The organism is Microbacterium sp. (genome assembly GCF_041641055.1).
Lineage (GTDB): Bacteria > Actinomycetota > Actinomycetes > Actinomycetales > Microbacteriaceae > Microbacterium.
Window position 1 is genome coordinate 1 of the sequence record NZ_JBEPZB010000020.1, and the last position, 16594, is coordinate 16594.

At 68.8% G+C, this 16594-nt stretch carries 16 protein-coding genes and 1 tRNA gene; 5 read left to right on the top strand and 12 right to left on the bottom strand.

The features are described 5' to 3' along the window. Positions 1-91 precede the first annotated feature (91 nt). From ACESK8_RS12650 to aceE, 4 genes are all read right to left on the bottom strand, one after another. A complete protein-coding gene (locus ACESK8_RS12650; RefSeq protein ID WP_372968925.1) occupies positions 92-1093 on the bottom strand; it encodes a beta-ketoacyl-ACP synthase III in 1002 nt (333 codons plus the stop codon). Then, positions 1090-2010: an ACP S-malonyltransferase gene (locus ACESK8_RS12655; RefSeq protein ID WP_372968926.1), complete on the bottom strand. Its 921-nt coding sequence runs from the start codon at positions 2008-2010 to the stop codon at positions 1090-1092. Before ACESK8_RS12655 ends, ACESK8_RS12650 begins: the two co-directional genes overlap by 4 nt. 105 nt (positions 2011-2115) lie before the next feature. Further along, on the bottom strand, positions 2116-3321 hold the full coding sequence (locus ACESK8_RS12660; RefSeq protein WP_372968927.1) for a PucR family transcriptional regulator: 1206 nt from the start codon (positions 3319-3321) through the stop codon (positions 2116-2118). A 31-nt stretch (positions 3322-3352) separates the two neighbouring features. Beyond that, positions 3353-6079 (bottom strand): pyruvate dehydrogenase (acetyl-transferring), homodimeric type, encoded by a 2727-nt coding sequence (aceE, locus tag ACESK8_RS12665; protein ID WP_372968928.1) that lies wholly within the window; start codon positions 6077-6079, stop codon positions 3353-3355. 153 nt (positions 6080-6232) lie between these two features. Here aceE and ACESK8_RS12670 point away from each other — a divergent pair. Next, positions 6233-6305 (top strand) — tRNA-Val (locus ACESK8_RS12670). A gap of 363 nt (positions 6306-6668) precedes the next feature. On the opposite strand, the gene ACESK8_RS12675 is transcribed toward ACESK8_RS12670, so the two are convergent. The 5 genes from ACESK8_RS12675 to ACESK8_RS12695 form a co-directional block, all read right to left on the bottom strand. Continuing rightward, positions 6669-7133 (bottom strand): DUF4411 family protein, encoded by a 465-nt coding sequence (locus ACESK8_RS12675; protein ID WP_372968929.1) that lies wholly within the window; start codon positions 7131-7133, stop codon positions 6669-6671. Continuing rightward, positions 7133-8320, bottom strand: a complete 1188-nt coding sequence (locus ACESK8_RS12680; protein ID WP_372968930.1) for an ImmA/IrrE family metallo-endopeptidase — start codon at positions 8318-8320, stop codon at positions 7133-7135. The genes ACESK8_RS12675 and ACESK8_RS12680 overlap by 1 nt, the downstream gene beginning before the upstream one ends. Positions 8321-8561: 241 nt before the next feature. Beyond that, positions 8562-8861: a DUF6510 family protein gene (locus ACESK8_RS12685; RefSeq protein WP_372968931.1), complete on the bottom strand. Its 300-nt coding sequence runs from the start codon at positions 8859-8861 to the stop codon at positions 8562-8564. Beyond that, entirely contained in the window at positions 8861-9586 is a 726-nt protein-coding gene (locus tag ACESK8_RS12690) for a ferredoxin reductase (protein ID WP_372968932.1), read from the bottom strand. Before ACESK8_RS12690 ends, ACESK8_RS12685 begins: the two co-directional genes overlap by 1 nt. Continuing rightward, positions 9583-10173, bottom strand: a complete 591-nt coding sequence (locus ACESK8_RS12695; RefSeq protein ID WP_372968933.1) for a sulfite oxidase-like oxidoreductase — start codon at positions 10171-10173, stop codon at positions 9583-9585. The genes ACESK8_RS12690 and ACESK8_RS12695 overlap by 4 nt, the downstream gene beginning before the upstream one ends. 120 nt (positions 10174-10293) lie before the next feature. Between ACESK8_RS12695 and ACESK8_RS12700 the strand changes: the two genes are divergently transcribed. The 4 genes from ACESK8_RS12700 to ACESK8_RS12715 all read left to right on the top strand — a co-directional run bounded on the left by ACESK8_RS12700 (position 10294) and on the right by ACESK8_RS12715 (position 13776). Then, entirely contained in the window at positions 10294-10656 is a 363-nt protein-coding gene (locus ACESK8_RS12700; protein WP_372968934.1) for a UBP-type zinc finger domain-containing protein, read from the top strand. 47 nt (positions 10657-10703) lie between these two features. After that, entirely contained in the window at positions 10704-11483 is a 780-nt protein-coding gene (locus tag ACESK8_RS12705) for an alpha/beta fold hydrolase (RefSeq protein ID WP_372968935.1), read from the top strand. A 64-nt stretch (positions 11484-11547) separates the two neighbouring features. Beyond that, complete coding sequence (locus tag ACESK8_RS12710; RefSeq protein ID WP_372968936.1) at positions 11548-13014, top strand: M20/M25/M40 family metallo-hydrolase; 1467 nt, start codon at positions 11548-11550, stop codon at positions 13012-13014. Between the two features lie 9 nt (positions 13015-13023). Continuing rightward, complete coding sequence (locus ACESK8_RS12715) at positions 13024-13776, top strand: MBL fold metallo-hydrolase (protein WP_372968937.1); 753 nt, start codon at positions 13024-13026, stop codon at positions 13774-13776. 39 nt (positions 13777-13815) lie between these two features. Here ACESK8_RS12715 and ACESK8_RS12720 read toward each other — a convergent pair whose 3' ends face one another. The 3 genes from ACESK8_RS12720 to ACESK8_RS12730 all read right to left on the bottom strand — a co-directional run bounded on the left by ACESK8_RS12720 (position 13816) and on the right by ACESK8_RS12730 (position 16541). Next, a complete protein-coding gene (locus tag ACESK8_RS12720; protein ID WP_372968979.1) occupies positions 13816-14376 on the bottom strand; it encodes a hypothetical protein in 561 nt (186 codons plus the stop codon). 2 nt (positions 14377-14378) lie between these two features. After that, positions 14379-15527, bottom strand: a complete 1149-nt coding sequence (locus ACESK8_RS12725) for a zinc-dependent alcohol dehydrogenase (RefSeq protein ID WP_372968938.1) — start codon at positions 15525-15527, stop codon at positions 14379-14381. Between the two features lie 132 nt (positions 15528-15659). Next, complete coding sequence (locus ACESK8_RS12730; RefSeq protein WP_372968939.1) at positions 15660-16541, bottom strand: manganese catalase family protein; 882 nt, start codon at positions 16539-16541, stop codon at positions 15660-15662. Between the last annotated feature and the right edge of the window lie 53 nt (positions 16542-16594).

Consider the following 16594-nt stretch of genomic DNA (forward strand, 5'->3'; position numbering starts at 1 on the left):
ACCTCATCGTTGGTGAAAGCCATGTGGTCTTCCTCTTTCTTACGGGTTGTATTCGGAACCGTGGAACAGTCTAGGGAAAGTCGGCGCGTTCTCAGGGAAGGACGACGACCTGAGCGGCGAACACGAGGCCGGCTCCGAAGCCGATCTGCAGTGCCAGGCCGCCGGACAGCTCGGGGTGCTCGGCCATCAGGCGGTGGCTGGCGAGCGGGATCGAGGCGGCCGACGTGTTGCCGGTGGTCTCGATGTCGCGGGCGATCACCGTCGTCTCGGGCAGCTTGAGCTGCTTGGCGAACTCGTCGATGATGCGCATGTTGGCCTGGTGCGGGATGAACGCGGCGATATCGGTGGGCTCGACGCCCGCCCGATCGAGCGCCTCGCGGGCGACCTTCGCCATCTCCCACACCGCCCAGCGGAAGACCGTCTGGCCCTCCTGGCGGAGCGTCGGCCAGGGCACCTCGCCGTCGCGGAACTCGGTCAGCGTGCCGTTCATGCCGACCGCGTCGGCCTTGGAGCCGTCCGAGCCCCACACCGCGGGCGCGATGCCCGGCGTGTCGCTCGGGCCGATCAGCGCGGCACCGGCCCCGTCGCCGAGCAGGAACGAGATGCTGCGGTCGGCGGGGTCGACGATGTCGGAGAGCTTCTCGGTGCCGATCACGAGGGCGTACCGGGCGGCACCGGACTTGATCAGGGCATCCGCCTGCGTGACGGCGTAGGCGTAGCCGGCGCAGGCCGCGTTGATGTCGTACGCAGCGGCCGGGTTCGCGCCCACGCGGTCGGCGACGATCGCGGACACCGACGGCGACTGCTTGGGGTTGCTGATCGTGGCGACGATGACGAGGTCGACCTGGTCGGAGGGGACGCCGGACTTCTCGATCGCCTCGGCCGCAGCGGTGGCGGCGAGGTCGATCGCATCCGTTCCCTTGTCGGCGCGGACCCTGGTCACGATGCCGGTGCGCTGGCGGATCCACTCGTCACTCGAGTCGATCGGGCCGACCAGGTCGTCGTTGGGGACGGCGTTCTCGCCCCGGGCGGCGCCGTACGAGTAGATGCGCGTGTAGGCGGGACCGGTGATCTGGTTCAGCGTGGCGCTCATGCGGCGTCTCCGTTCAGCAGCGCGACGGCCGCATCGAGGTCTTCGGGGGTCTTCACGGCGACGGAGGGGACTCCGCGCAGCCCGCGCTTGGCGAGACCGGTCAGCGCGCCGGCAGGGGCGAGCTCGATCAGCCCGGTGATGCCCCGGTCGGCGAACGACGCCATGCAGAGGTCCCACCGCACCGGCGACGACACCTGGTCGACGAGGTAGCCGAGCGCCTGCGAGCCGTCGGTCACGACCGAGCCGTCGCGGTTCGTCCAGAGCGTGATCTCCGGGTCCGAGGGCGTGACGGTCGCGACGGCGTCGCGGAGTGCTGCCACGGCGGACTCCATGAACGAGGTGTGGAAGGCGCCGGCGACCTGCAGCGGGATGACCCTGGTGCCCTTCAGGGGCTCGGAGGCGAGGGCGTCGAGCCCCGCGAGCTCTCCGGCGACGACGAGCTGGCCGCCGCCGTTGTAGTTGGCGGGGGACAGGCCGAGCTCGGAGAGACGGGTGAGGACCGCGTCCTCGTCACCGCCGAGCACCGCGCTCATGCCGGTCGGAGTCTGTGCGGCGGCGTCGGCCATCGCACGCCCGCGGATGCCGACGAGGCGCATGCCCGTCTCCGCGTCGATGACACCGCTCTCGACGAGCGCGGCGATCTCGCCCACGGAGTGTCCGGCGACGCCATCGGGGCGACGGCTCGCGCGGGCGGAGAGAGCACCCGCCGCGATCAGCGACGCGGCCACGATCAGAGGCTGCGCGATGCGCGTGTCTCGGATCGTGTCGGCATCCGACACCGTGCCGTGCTGCTGGAGGTCGACCTCAGCGGCGTCGGAGTACGCGGCGAGGCTTTCCGTCACGCCGTCCAGCTCGAGCCAGGGGGAGAGGAAACCGGGGGTCTGCGAGCCCTGTCCTGGGCATACGACGACAATCACATCCCCCAGTCTGCCAACGATCGGCCCGAAGCGGTGGATGATCCATCACAAGATTCTGAAGAACCCTTGTGTGTGGCGTACAGCTGGGCGGTGTTTCGCCGCCGATCAGCGGCCGGGGCGTCGCAGCGGAGGACGTCGGCGCACCTGCTCGGCTGCACCGATCGACCCGAGGATGAGGGCGGTCTGCAGGATGAGCGCTTCGCGGGGACCCGTGGCATCCCATCCGATCACCTCGCTGACGCGCTTCAGGCGATAGCGGACGGTGTTCGGATGCACGAACAGCTCGCGGGCGGTCGCCTCGAGCGAGCGTCCGTTGTCGAGGTAGCTCCACAGCGTCGTGACGAGGTCCGTCGAGTGTGCCTGCAGTGGGCGGTAGATGCGCTCGATCAGCGTCTGCTTGGCGAGCGGGTCGCCGGCGAGCGCGCGTTCGGGGAGGAGGTCGTCTGCCTCGACCGGCCGAGGAGCGCTGCGCCAGGCACGGGCGACGGCGAAGCCTGCCAGGGCCGCGCGTGCGCTCTGGCTCGCATCGACCAGGGCGGCGACCGCCGGGCCGAGCACGACGTAGCCGGGGCCGAAGGAGGGCTCCAGGCGAGAGGCGATCTCCTCGAAGCCGAGCTCTTCCTCCTCACCCTCCGGCACCTCCTGACCCGCGATGCGGGCGCGGCCGATCACGAGCACCAGGCGAGAGCCCTGCACGCCGATCAGGACGTCGACGGCGAGCTTGCGTGCCGTACGACGGACGAGGTCGACGTCGAATTGCGGAGGGGTCGTGCCGACCAGGACCGCGACCTCGCCATGACCGTGCCATCCGAGGGCGGCGATGCGGCTGGGCAGCTCTTCGTCTGCCTCTCCGGTGAGGATCGAGTCGACGACCAGCGCCTCGAGCCGGGCGTCCCAGAGGCCTCGGGCCTCGGCGGCCCGCGCGTACACGTCGGCCGCGGCGAAGGCCACGTCGCGGGAGTACAGCAGGATCGCCTCACGCAGGTCGTCACCGCGGCCGGCGACGCGCTCCTCCGTGACCTCGACCGTCACGCGGATCAACTGCAGCGTCTGCTGCAGGCTCACACTGCGCAGCAGCTCACGGGGAGCGGCGGCAAAGATGTCGGCCGCGATCCACGGCGTAGACGTGGGGTCCTCGTACCACTGGATGAACGAGGTGATGCCGGCCTGAGCCACCAGCCCGACCGCAGAGCGGCGGGCTGGTGGCATGTCGGCGTACCAGGGGAGGGTGTCCTCGAGGCGCTTGATCGTCACCGAGGCGATGTCGCCGGAGATCCGGCGCAGCCAGGTGAGCGTCGCGGTCTTGTCCATACCGCGCGAAGAGGAACCCGTCACCGATGGCTCAGCTTTCGCCGCCCGCGTTGCCGCTGGTGCCGGCGTTCACGTCGTGCAGGCTGTACTTCTGGATGGCCTGCACGGCGAGCGAGCGGTCGACGACCCCGTCCTCGGCGAGCGACTGCAGCGTGCGGACGACGATCGAGGGACCGTCGATCTTGAAGAAGCGACGAGCCGCGGCGCGCGTGTCCGAGAAGCCGAAGCCGTCGGCGCCGAGCGTCGCGAAACGCTGCGGGACCCACGGGCGGATCTGGTCCTGCACGGCGTGCATGAAGTCGCTCACTGCGACGACCGGACCCTCGACACCCTGCAGCTTCTGGGTGAGGTAGGCCGTGCGGGGCTCCTCTTCAGGGTGCAGGAAGTTGTGCTCGTCGGCGGCGAGGCCGTCGCGGCGCAGCTCGGTCCAGGAGGTCACCGACCACACGTCGGCGATCACACCCCAGTCGTTCTTCAGCAGCTCCTGCGCCTCGAGGGCCCAGGGGAGTCCGACGCCCGAGGCGAAGAGCTGGGCGCGGGGGCCTTCGCCCTCGCCGACGGACACGCGGTGGATGCCGCGCACGATGCCCTCGACGTCGACATCGGCCGGTTCGGCGGGCTGCACGAGCGGCTCGTTGTAGACCGTGAGGTAGTACATCACGTTGGGGTCGTCGTGGGAACCGCCGTACATGCGCTCCAGACCCGAGCGCATGATGTGCGCGATCTCGTAGCCGTAGGCCGGGTCGTACGACACCGTCGCCGGGTTCGTCGCCGCCAGCAGGTGCGAGTGGCCGTCGGCGTGCTGCAGACCTTCACCGGTGAGGGTGGTGCGGCCGGCGGTGGCGCCGATGATGAAGCCTCGTGCCATCTGGTCTCCGGCGGCCCACTGGGCGTCGCCCGTGCGCTGGAAGCCGAACATCGAGTAGAAGAGGTAGATCGGGATCAGCGGCTCGCCGTGGGTGGCGTACGACGTGCCCGCAGCGGTGAACGCCGCGAGAGCGCCGGCCTCGTTGATGCCGACGTGCACGATCTGGCCCTGCGGGCTCTCCTTGTAGGCGAGGAGCAGCTCGCGGTCGACCGAGGTGTAGTGCTGGCCGTTCGGGTTGTAGATCTTCGCCGTCGGGAAGTAGGCGTCCATGCCGAACGTGCGCGCCTCGTCCGGGATGATCGGGACGATGCGGTGCCCGAAGTCCTTCGAGCGCAGCAGGTCCTTCAGCAGACGCACGAACGCCATGGTCGTGGCGATCTCCTGCGTGCCGGAGCCCTTCTTGGGCAGCTGGTACGCCGAGTCGTCCGGCAGCGAGAGTCCGACGTGCGTGGAGCGACGCTCGGGCAGGAAGCCGCCGAGAGCCTTGCGGCGCTCGAGCATGTACTGGATCGTCTCGTCCTGGGGGCCGGGGTTGTAGTACGGCGGCAGGTACGGGTTCTCCTCGAGCTGCGCGTCCGTGACCGGGATGTGCATCGCGTCGCGGAACGTCTTGAGGTTGTCCAGCGTCATCTTCTTCATCTGGTGGGTCGCGTTGCGACCCTCGAACTGCGGACCCAGGCCGTAGCCCTTGACGGTCTTGGCGAGGATGACGGTGGGCTTGCCCTTGTGCTCGGTCGCGGCCTTGAACGCGGCGTAGACCTTGCGGTAGTCGTGGCCACCGCGCTTGAGGTTCCAGATGTCGTCGTCGGAGTAGTCCTTGACGAGTTCGAGCGTGCGCTCGTCGCGACCGAAGAAGTGCTCGCGGACGTACGCGCCGGACTCGGCCTTGTACGTCTGGTAGTCGCCGTCGGGGGTGACGTTCATCAGGTTGAGCAGCGCGCCCTCGGTGTCGCGGGCGAGCAGGTCGTCCCATTCGCGACCCCACACGACCTTGATGACGTTCCAGCCGGCACCGCGGAAGAACGACTCCAGCTCCTGGACGATCTTGCCGTTGCCTCGCACCGGGCCGTCGAGTCGCTGCAGGTTGCAGTTGACGATGAAGGTGAGGTTGTCGAGGCCCTCGTTGGCAGCGACCTGCAGCTGGCCGCGGCTCTCGACCTCGTCCATCTCGCCGTCGCCCAGGAAGGCCCAGACGTGCGAGGCGGAGGTGTCCTTGATGCCGCGGTTCTCGAGGTACTTGTTCGACATCGCCTGGTAGATGGCGTTGATCGGACCGAGGCCCATCGACACGGTCGGGAACTGCCAGTACTCCGGCATCAGACGCGGGTGCGGGTACGACGGGATGCCGTGCGGGGCGTGCGACTTCTCCTGACGGAAGCCGTCGAGCTGGTCTTCGCTCAGACGACCCTCGAGGTAGGAGCGCGCGTAGGTGCCGGGGGAGGCGTGGCCCTGGATGAAGATCTGGTCGCCGCCACCCGGGTGGTCGGCGCCCTTGAAGAAGTGGTTGAAGCCGACCTCGTAGAGCGCGGCGGAGGACGCGTAGGTCGAGATGTGACCGCCGACGCCGATGCCGGGGCGCTGTGCGCGGTGCACCGTGATGGCGGCGTTCCAGCGGATCCACGCCCGGTAGCGGCGCTCGATCTCTTCGTCACCCGGGAACTCGGGCTCGTTCTCGGGAGCGATCGTGTTGATGTAGTCGGTGGTGGGGACCATCGGCACGCCCAGGTGCAGCTCCTTGGAGCGCTTGAGCAGGCTGAGCATGATCTCGCGACCACGACCGTGGCCCTTGGCGTCGACGAGCTCGTCGAGCGACTGCTGCCACTCGCCCGTCTCTTCCGGATCGCTGTCGAGGGGGCCCTGGGAGTACGGATCCTGGTCGTGCACAGTCACGGGGGAGCCTTTCGTCAAGCTGGCAGGTCATGCCATTGAAACGGGAAGCGACGCGGGCAGCCTTGTCGGCTGTGCACAACGCGTGCCGCCATCAGCCTATCCCCCTTCCACGACATCAGCGCGCATCCGCTCGTCTGTAGAATGAGGGCACCAGGGCCTTTAGCTCAGCTGGTAGAGCGCCACGTTTACACCGTGGATGTCGTCGGTTCGATCCCGGCAGGGCCCACCGTGTTAGCAGTGGGATCGCGAGTCGGGTGATCGGGGTATTCGGCCAGCAGTCCGCCGCCCGCGGCGCGATGATCTCGTCTATTGAGTTCCACGAAGCGCTCGACCGGCGCAACCTCAGCTTCATTTCGCTGACGGGGAGCTCGACGGTGCAGGCCGGACGACCAGGAGTCGGCAGGACGTCAACGAGGATCTGATCGGCCTGGCCTGACGTGGCGTTGATGCGCTGGCACCGACACGGTGATCTAAGGGCTGGACCTCAGGGAAGGCACGCTAACCAACGTCGCGGCGGTCGCGGAGCCGGACGCAGATGCTCAGCCGCTGACGATGAGGACTGGCACAAGATCGCCCGTCCGCCCGTCGGTTACGCCTTGAACTGCCAGCCGAGAGCGCGGGCAAGCTGTTCCATGTTGAATACGGCATGACCTTTGTCGTTGCACACATTCGGAATGTGCGGCTTCGCGACGCTGTTCGACGCTCGCTCGTAGGTGACTACGGGGAAGCCTCGCGCGATGCCCAGACCGATGACGAAGGGGTCCACCGTCGAGCGCTTTCCGCCCGCTGTGATGAGACCGGGGTGAGTCCTCAGCACATCAGCGGTCGCAGCCTGGATGTCGGGGTCCAACGGAACGAAGAAGTGAGGGCGGGCCTTGGCCCACTTCGCCACGTCATCATCGCGCTTCGTCAGCTCGCCCTTCACGGGATCGATGGCTTGCAGGACGCCCTCATCCACTGCGTCGTTGAACTTGTCCCAGAACCCCGGGAATACGTCCGGCCAGTAATGATCCCGCCAGGCGGTGATGAGGACGCTCGTATCGACGGAGTACATCACTCAACCTCCGGCACGCGTGCGCGCTCGAATAGCTTGGGTATCTGATCCACCTTCGCGTTGAGCATGTTGGACGTTTCGTACGTGCTCAACAGACCCTCTGACATTGCACCCACGACATTTCGCACGTACCCCTTGCCGAGGTTGCGCACCTTCGTCCGCAGTCCGTCGCCGCCACTCGCCTTCCGGGGTTCCGGGCCGTTCGACCACCGGTCGGTGTCGTTGTATTCGTCGCGCCAGTTGTCGTAGAACTCTTGGCTGGCCTTGCCGTGAGTAAAGAGCTTCCTCAAGATGACCTCCGGGCTGACACCCCATGCGCGCGCCTCGTCGCGCAACTGCCAAAGCTGCCAATCCGAAGCCTCGTCGCGGGCGTTTAGCACGATGGGTCGCTGAGCGAACACGTGCGCCGGAACCAAGATCTCCGCGGCGAGACGATTGCACTCGACTTCAATCTGATCGACGTCTTCGGAGCCGGTGGATTCCTCATGCATGTCGCACAGCGCCGACGTGTTGTGGAGCAGATGGGCGTATTCGTGCAGCAGTGTGAAGATCCGCCTGTTGAAGTGGCTCGACCCGTTGACCCCAACAACCGGCACGGGGTCTAGTGCCACCGAGAATCCATCCGCCTCTTCCTTCGGAACAGCGTTCGCCGTCACCACCAGCACGCCCATCTCTTCAAGGGCGCTACTCCAGTAGAAGAACCAGTCGGTCGGTTTGCCGGACTGCCCCGGACGTTTGATGAGCGAGTAGACGTCAAGCATCGCCCGAGCCCGCGCCGCAACGTCTGGGAATCCGGCAGGCTCCTTCCACTCGTCATCGGGCTCCTCATCTCGGAGGTCCATGATTTCGAGGATGTTGTCTCGCTGAGCCTCAGCGCGGCGGATCTCAGCAGCGAGGATCGGGCTCTCGCGCCGTCGCGCGGTGAGCCAGGGCCGCCGGTAGTCACGGACGCGCTCCTCCACAGGGGGGCGCTCGCTGAGGTAGAAGGCCGCGAGGGGACGCCGGTACAGATCTGCGACCGCCTGGAGCTTGGCCACGGTCAGACCGGGGTCTCCGCTCTCCCAGGCGAGTAGCTGAGCCTCGTCGACCGCGAGCTTCGCCGCAGCGACGCCGGGCTCTAGGCGCGATGTTTCACGAGCCCAGACCAGCATGTCTGGATTTGGGAAGGCGGGGATGGAGCGGGACACGGGTCCTCCGGGCGACGGTTCACGTGAGACTATCGCGAACTTCTATTGCAGCGCACACCACCGACATTCTCCCGAGTCAGCGTGTCGGGACATCGACCAAGTCGGCCTCCTTGTCGGTCCAAGGACGACCAAGATCGCTCATTCGCCCGGGGGGATTCGTTCCCAGTTACACCGTGGATGTCGTCGGTTCGATCCCGGCAGGGCCCACCGTCACCCGCCCCTCGCCCAGAGCGCAGCTCGCCTACTGCGGCACCGCCGGCCACTGCAGCCGGGCGAGGCCGCCGATCGTGAGGGTCCACCGCCCGTCGTCGCGCAGACAGGTGAGCAGCGTGTGGCCGCACCCGCGGCAGAGCAGGATGAGGCAGGCGTCGTCGAGCTCCGCGACGGCATCCGCCAGCTCCGCATCGCGCTCGCAGTGAGCGCACGAGGCGCGGGCCGTGGTCATGTCGGTGCCGAAGAGCTCGAGCAGGAGTCCTCCGGCGGCGTTGCCGTCGACCCTGTCGCGATGGCCGGTGTGATGCGTCGTGCGAGGAGTGTCCATCAGGCGCCTCCGAAGCGCTCGGTGCGGATGCGGTCGGGCGAGTGCCCCGCCGCGACGAGCAGGTCTGCGACGGCCTCCACGAACCCGGTCGGACCGCACACGTAGACCGCGGGGTTCTCGGACGGCGGGATCGTGGAGGCGAGGATCGTCGCCGCATCCACCCTTCCCGCAGGACGCGCGGAGCCCGGGGGAGCCGTACGGGTGTAGGCCCAGTCGAGCGCGAAGGAACCGCCCACGAGACCGTCGAGCTCATCGGCGTAGAAGGCGTCGTCGGGCGAGCGGACCGAGTACAGCATCCTCATCGGTGCTGTGCTCGCGGAGCCGGCGTGCACGCGGGCCATCGACAGCAGCGGCACGATGCCGGATCCACCGGCGATCAGCTGCACCGGCTCCGGGCGGTCGGGGGTCCAGACGAAGTAGGCGCCGATGGGGCCGCGCACCTCGAGCTCATCGCCCGCGCGGACGTCCTCGACGAGATAGGGGGACACCTCGCCGTCGGGGACCTCGTCGACAGCGAGCTCGAGGATGTCGGCGTCGCCGGACGACGCGAGCGAGTACGAGCGCACCGCCTGGTAGCCGTCCTCCGCGGTCAGGCGCACGTCGACGTGCTGGCCGGCGAGGTTGCCCGGCCATCCGTCCACCCGCAGTTCGAGGATGCGGCCGTGCGGGGTGGCTTCGTGGACGCCGACCACGCGCGCGACGAGCCAGGTCGACGCCGTCGTCACCAGTACCGCTCCTCTTTCCACGGATCGCCGTACATGTTGTAGCCGTTCTGCTCCCAGAAGCCCGGCTCGTCCTTCTCCAGCAGATCGAGGCCGTGCACCCACTTCGCCGACTTCCAGAAGTAGAGGTGGGGCACCAGCAGCCGCGCAGGTCCGCCGTGTTCGGGGGCGAGAGGCTGACCGTCGAACTCGACGGCGATCCACGCCTTGCCGCCGGTCAGATCGGCCCGCGGCACATTGGTCGTGTACCCGCCGTAGGAGAACACCCGGGTGAAGTCGCCGGCACCGGCATCCTGCAGCAGATGATCGAGGGACACACCCCGCCAGTGGGTGCCGAGCTTCGACCACCGCGTCACGCAGTGGATGTCGGTCGTGATCGTGTCGACGGGCAGCGCGAGCAGCTCGTCCCACGACCAGGTGCGGCGGACGCCGTCGAGTCCGACGACCACGAACTCCCAGGTGTCGGTGTCGATCCTCGGGGTGGGACCTGCTGAGAGGACCGGGAAGTCCTCGGTCAGGTACTGCCCGGGAGGCAGGCGGTCGTCGGACTCGCGTCTGCGGGCTCCGAAGCCGCGGGAGATCACTGCCATGATCGCCTTCTTTCCTTGGGGGAGAGCACCGATTCTAGGGGGAGGGGAGCGGGTCGCGCAGGTGTCTCGGATGCGATCCGGGGACTGTCGTGTCGGCGTCGGAGACGCGAAGATGGTCGCATGACAGCGAACGGGGACATGATCCAGGTCGACAGCACACCCAGCGGCACCGGATGCGTCGAATGCGAGGCGACGGGATCGTGGTGGGTGCATCTTCGCCGCTGTGCCGCGTGCGGGCATATCGGGTGCTGCGACGACTCGCTCGGCACCCACGCCACGCACCACTGGCAGCAGAGCGGCCATGCCGTGATCCAGAGCTTCGAACCCGGCGAGGACTGGTTCTGGGACTACCGCGACGAGACGACGTTCGAGGGACCGGCGCTCGCCGAGCCGACGAGCCATCCGCTCTCCCAGACGGTCCCTGGTCCTGCGGACCGCCTCCCCGCCGACTGGCTCCAGATCCTGGAGAGCCGCGCTCCGTGACAGGCTTGCGTTCGCTCCCGTCCCGCGCACGCAGAGAGGAGGGTGCGGTGCGACACCGTGCTCGACTCGGCACTGTGCGGCGGCTCATCGTGGAGGGCCTGCACTTCCGGGTGATCGAGAGTCGACCGGACGACGGCGGCGAGACGATCGTGCTGATCCACGGGATCGGCATGTCGCATCGCTATCTCGCCCGCCTGCACGAGGCGCTCGCCCGATCCACCAGGGTCGTCTCTCTCGACCTCCCCGGCTTCGGGGGCCTCCCCAAGCCGTCCGACGACGTCGACATCGTGCGGATGGCGAGAGCCGTGGTGCGGGTGCTGGCAGGGGTGTGCACGGGACCCGTGGTGATCGTCGGGCACTCGATGGGAGCGCAGTGGGCGATCGAGACGGTGCTGCAGGGTGCGGCACCGGTGACCGGGGTGGTGGTGATCGGTCCGGTCGTCGACGACGCGCACCGCTCACTCGGTGCCCAGGCCGTCGGGCTCGCCCGCGACACCCTCGGGGAGTCGCTGCCGACGAACTGGATCGTGTTCAGCGACTACGTGCGGAGCGGACCTCGGTGGTACCTGCGGCAGGTGCGGCATATGCTGCGCTACCCGACGGAGGACAGGGTCCGCCACCTCGACGTGCCCGTCCTCGTGCTCCGCGGGGCGAAGGACCCCGTCGCGGGTCCGTCGTGGAGTCGGCGACTCGCGGCGAGCGCCCGCAGCGCACAGCTGGTGGAGATCCCCGGACGCCATCACGTCGTGCAGCGCTCCGCGCCGGCTGACGTGGCCGCGGTGATCCTCGAGCAGGCCGCGAGGTGGCGGACGCACCCGCACGGATAGCGCCGCACTCGCGACCGCGTCAAGACCCTGCGGCTCGGGCGGTCCCTCGACGCATCCTCGGTGCATGACCAGCGCACACCAGGAGCACCGCGACAGGGACCCCGTCGCGGAGTACATCGACGAGCGGATGGCGGACCTGATCGACGGACTCGCCTCGTGGGTCTCGGTGCCCTCGGTGGCGGGGGATCCGGAGCACCGCCTCGACCTCATCCGCTCGGCCCACTGGATCGCCGGGGAGATGCGGGACGCGGGCTTCGACGTCTCGATCCTGCCGACGGAGGAGTCCTGCACCGTCGTCGGCCGCTGGATCGTCGACGACGAGGCCCCGACCGTCCTGGTCTACAGCCATCACGACGTGCGCCCGGTGAAACCGGAGCTCTGGACCCAGACCGCCCCCTTCGTGCCGGTCCAGCGGGACGGGCGGCTGTACGGACGCGGCGCCTCCGATGCGAAGGGGCAGGTCCTCGCCCACGTCTGGGCCGCGCGGGCGCACCGCGCAGCATCCGAGGCATCCGGGCGGCCGGTCAACCTCATCCTGCTGATAGACGGCGAGGAGGAGATCGGGTCGCCAGGGCTCGCCGACCTGCTCGACGCGCACCGCGATGCGCTCGCCTGCGACGTGATCGTCTTCTCCGACACGCTGCAGTGGGACGCGGACATCCCCGCCGCCGTCACCTCGATGCGCGGCGTGGTGACAGCGACCCTGACAGTGAGGGGGCCGGACGTCGACCTGCACAGTGGAGCCGCTTCGGGGATCACGGTGAACCCCGCGCTCGCACTCTCGACAGTGCTCGGCCGGCTGCAGGACGAGACCGGACGCATCGCGATCCCCGGCTTCTACGACGACGTGCAGCCGCTCGACCCCGATCGTCGGCGAGAACTCGCGGCCGTGCCCTTCGATGAGGACGAGTGGGTCGCTCGCATGGGAGCCAGGGCCGTGGTCGGCGAAGCGGGTTACACGCCGCTCGAACGGCTCTGGGCCCGGCCGGCCGTCGAGATCATCGCGCTCGCCGCAGGGGACCAGGGGCTGAGCCGCTCGGTGATCCCGTCCGAGGCCACGGCGACCCTGAGCATCCGCACGGTGCCCGGCCAGCGCATCCCCGCGGTCGCCGACCGGCTGCGGGAATTCGTCGCACGCGAGATGCCCGAGGGCGCCGCATACTCCCTGACCGTCGAGGAGAGTCTGGGCCAGGAGCCGTACATGTCTCCGGACGGGCCGGTGCTGGAGGCACTGGAGCGCGCGCTCGAGAAGGGTTTCGGGGCGCCTGTGCAAGGGCGGCTCGGCAACGCGGGCGGCGGGCCAGCAGACCTGCTGAGTCGCCGCTTCGGGGCGCCGGTGTACTTCGTCGGCACGGGACTGCCGGAGGACTCGTGGCACTCCGGCGACGAGAGCATCGACCTCGGGATGCTGCGCCGCGGTACGGCATCCCTCGCGTATCTGTGGGCAGAGCTCGGGCAATGGAACCCGCGCGAGTCGGAGCCCTCGGACTCGTCTGTCAAGACCCTCTCGACAGACGAGTCCGCTTCCTAGCCTCGCCGCATGAACGACACTCGCTCCGTCTCCGAGGTCGCACCGGACATCTTCCGCCTGTGCGTCGCCGATGTGAACTGCTACCTGATCAGATCGAGCGACGGGCTCACGCTGATCGACGCCGGTCTCCCCGGCACGCGCCGACCGCTGCGGAGGCTCCTCGACAGTCTCGGAGCTCAGGAGAGCGACATCGATGCGGTCGTGCTCACGCACGGGCACTTCGACCACGTAGGTGTCGCCTCGCACGTCCGCGGACAGGGCGCTCGGGTGCTCGTGCACTCGCGGGATGCGCGGCTGGCGCGGCACCCGTACAGCTACCGTCCGGCGAGCCCGCGCATCCCGTACGTCCTGACCCACCCCGGCGGCATCCCCGTGATCGGGCGCATGGCCGTGCACGGCGCCCTCACCGTCCGCGGAGTCGACGCACTCGGGCGCGTGCACGACGGCCAGCGGGTGGATGCCCCGGGTGCCCCGGTGGCGCTGTGGACGCCCGGACACACCGACGGGCACTGCGCGTTCCTGCTCGAGGACCGGGGGATCCTCCTCGCCGGCGATGCGCTCGTCACCCTCGACCCGTACACGGGGCAGCGCGGGCCTCAGATCATCGCCAGGGCGGCCACCGCCGACACGACGACGGCACTGCGATCGCTGCAGGCGCTCGCCGACACCTCGGCACCGCTCGTCCTGCCCGGTCACGGGGAGCCCTGGCGGGAGGGGGCGGCCGCGGCCGTCGACGCGGCCAGACAGCGCGGCGCGCACTGAGACGGCCGACCGGCTCGGCTCAACTCCTCTCAGGTCGGCTCAGCGCAGCACCCGTCGCGCAGCGGCCACGACGAGTGCCCCGGCCAGCACCCACGGGCCGACGACGACGATCGGATCGAGCCACGCGTGTCGCAGGTCGAGGCGACCGCGGCCGAACCGCGAGGCGATCGGGCGATGATCCGCCTCGGCCATCACGCCGGTGAGGGTGATCGGATCATCCGGGCGTCGGGTGAGCAGCGAGCGCGCATGCGCGGTCACCGCATCCACGCGGTCGCCGAGCACGAGGAGCAGCCAGCGCGTGTTCTTCGTCTCGCTGAACCGGTCGTACGCGACGCGGCGGATGGCGCCGGAAACGCCGTGCAGAGGCTGCGCCGTGCCGAACACCGGAGGGAGCATCGAGTGCTCGATCGACTTCTCCCGGCGCGGACCCTCGTCCTGTCTCTCGGGGAACTCCCACCGCGCCCCCGTGTCCGGCAGGTCGTCGCGCTGCTGCCAGGTGCGTCGATGCTCGGGGGCCAGATCCGCGCCCCATCCCGGGATCCGGTCGCGGAGCTCCTCCTCGGACGGAGCGAGCTCGGGTCCTTCGGCCTTGTACGGCATGGTCATTCCTCTCCGACGACGATGAGCGGCTTGATGCAGTCGTCCAGCTTGGACGAGAACACGTGATAGGCCTCGGCGATGTGCTCCAGCGGGAAGCGATGGGTGAGCAGTTCGCCCGGACGCACGTGCCCTGCTCTGATGTGGTCGAGCAGGCGCGGCCACTGTCGCTTGACCGGAGCCTGGTTGGCTCTGACCGTCAGCCCCTTGTTCACGATGTCGCCCAGCCGCACCGCAGAGGGCAGCGGTCCGTAGGCCCCGATGAGGGAGACGGTGCCGCCCTTGCGCACGGAGTCGATGGCCCAGTTGACGGCGACGGGGGATCCGCCCTGCAGCTTGAGCTTGGCGCCCGTGAGGTGCTGCATGACGCTGCCGTCGGCCTCGGCACCCACCGCGTCGATCACGACGTCCGCGCCGAGATGGCCCGTGGTCTTCTTCAGGGCGACGACGATGTCTGGCACCTCGGCGAGGTGGATCGTCTCCGCGAACGCGAAGGCGCGCGCCTTCTCGAGCCGGTAGTCGATGTGGTCGACCACGATCACCCGGCCCGCCCCGAGGAACCAGGCAGACCGCGCGGCCGCGAGGCCGACCGGACCGGCCCCGAACACGACCACCGTGTCACGGGGGGCGATGTCCGCGAGCTGGGCGCCGAAGTATCCGGTGGAGAACGCGTCCGTGAGCGTCAGAGCATCCTCGGAGCTCAACCAGTCCGGGATGACCGACGGACCGACGTCCGCGAACGGCACGCGCACGAACTCGGCCTGGCCGCCGTCGTATCCGCCGGTGCTGTGCGAGTACCCGTAGATGCCGCCCACGGCCGTCGCGTTCGGGTTCACGTTGTGGCAGTTCGAGAACAGGCCGCGGCTGCAGAAGTAGCACGACCCGCAGTAGATGTTGAAGGGCACCATCACGCGGTCGCCGCGCTTCAGGGTCTGCACCGACGAGCCCACCTCCTCGACGACGCCCACGATCTCGTGACCGAAGGTGTGGCCGATGCGGGTGTCGGGCATCATGCCGTGGAACAGGTGCAGGTCTGAGCCGCAGACCGCCGCCCTGGTCACGCGGACGATCGCATCGTTCGGATGCTGGATGCGAGGCTCCGGCTTCTCCTCGACGCGGATCTTGTACGGGCCGCGGTACGCCATCGCCTTCATGCGCGCACCTCCGTCCCTGGGTGCAACGTGGTCATCGTGATGCTCTCCTTCTCGTCGTCGTCGGGCGCTGCCGCGTGACGCCCTGCCGGACGGGGCCGCCCGTAGCGGCGACCCCGACCGGACGTCGCGGTCTCACTCCTTGTGGGTCATGTCCTGCACGGCGCCGGCCACCTTCTCGACGACGTTCGGCAGCTCGGTGGTGCCGTAGAACCGCGCATCCGGATGGGTGGGCGGCGGCATGGTCGCCGTCGTCGTGGGGCCTTCGTGGTAGCTGAACTCGCCGTGGCCGTCCGGCGTCGGGCCGCTCGCCCAGGTCCCTTCGGCGGCGGCAGCACCATCGCTGAAGTTGAGGTACTGGTACGACACCTCGCGGTGCTCCTTGGACAGCGGGAAGTTGCTCGGCACGGGCAGCGTTTCCGCCCCCTCGGCCTTGAGCTCCTCGACGGCCGCCAGCCATTGATTCTGGTGCATCGTGTCGCGGGCGAGCAGGAAGCCCAGCATGTCCCGGACTCCGTGGTCGTCGGTCATGTGATACAGCCGGGCGACCTGCACTCGGCCCTGCATCTCGGCGTTCGCGTTGGCCGTGAAGTCGGCCAGCAGGTTGCCGCTCGACGTGATGTACGACCCCTGCCACGGGTTGCCGTTGCTGTCGACGGGCCGTGCGCCCGCGCCGGCGACGATGCCCTGCTGGACATCGGTGCCGCCGATGATCGCGGCGACCGTCGGGTCGTCCTGGACGGCATCCTCGGTGATCCCCAGCGGGGACTTCTCGAGCAGCTGCGCGATCATGACGGCGAGCATCTCGACGTGACCCATCTCCTCGGCACCGATGCCGAAGACCAGATCCCGGTACTTGCCGGGGATGTGCATGTTCCAGGCCTGGAACTGGTACTGCATGGCGACGGTGATCTCGCCGTACTGACCGCCGAGCACCTCCTGGAGCTTTCGTGCGTAGACGGCATCCGGTGCATCGGGTGTGGCCGAGAACTGGAGTTCCTGACGATGGAAGAACATGTCTGCCTCTCTGATCGGTTCTGGATGGATGCCCAGGCAAACCGTTCGGCGCT

What these genes read in the sequence shown, in the direction of transcription:
- ACESK8_RS12720 (WP_372968979.1), bottom strand. Translation starts at nt 14,376, where the DNA reads ATGCCGTACAAGGCCGAAGGACCCGAGCTCGCTCCGTCCGAGGAGGAG.
- ACESK8_RS12715 (WP_372968937.1), top strand. Translation starts at nt 13,024, where the DNA reads ATGAACGACACTCGCTCCGTCTCCGAGGTCGCACCGGACATCTTCCGC.
- ACESK8_RS12710 (WP_372968936.1), top strand. Translation starts at nt 11,548, where the DNA reads ATGACCAGCGCACACCAGGAGCACCGCGACAGGGACCCCGTCGCGGAG.
- ACESK8_RS12660 (WP_372968927.1), bottom strand. Translation starts at nt 3,321, where the DNA reads ATGGACAAGACCGCGACGCTCACCTGGCTGCGCCGGATCTCCGGCGAC.
- ACESK8_RS12650 (WP_372968925.1), bottom strand. Translation starts at nt 1,093, where the DNA reads ATGAGCGCCACGCTGAACCAGATCACCGGTCCCGCCTACACGCGCATC.
- ACESK8_RS12695 (WP_372968933.1), bottom strand. Translation starts at nt 10,173, where the DNA reads ATGGCAGTGATCTCCCGCGGCTTCGGAGCCCGCAGACGCGAGTCCGAC.
- ACESK8_RS12685 (WP_372968931.1), bottom strand. Translation starts at nt 8,861, where the DNA reads ATGGACACTCCTCGCACGACGCATCACACCGGCCATCGCGACAGGGTC.
- ACESK8_RS12675 (WP_372968929.1), bottom strand. Translation starts at nt 7,133, where the DNA reads ATGTACTCCGTCGATACGAGCGTCCTCATCACCGCCTGGCGGGATCAT.
- ACESK8_RS12725 (WP_372968938.1), bottom strand. Translation starts at nt 15,527, where the DNA reads ATGAAGGCGATGGCGTACCGCGGCCCGTACAAGATCCGCGTCGAGGAG.
- ACESK8_RS12730 (WP_372968939.1), bottom strand. Translation starts at nt 16,541, where the DNA reads ATGTTCTTCCATCGTCAGGAACTCCAGTTCTCGGCCACACCCGATGCA.
- ACESK8_RS12700 (WP_372968934.1), top strand. Translation starts at nt 10,294, where the DNA reads ATGACAGCGAACGGGGACATGATCCAGGTCGACAGCACACCCAGCGGC.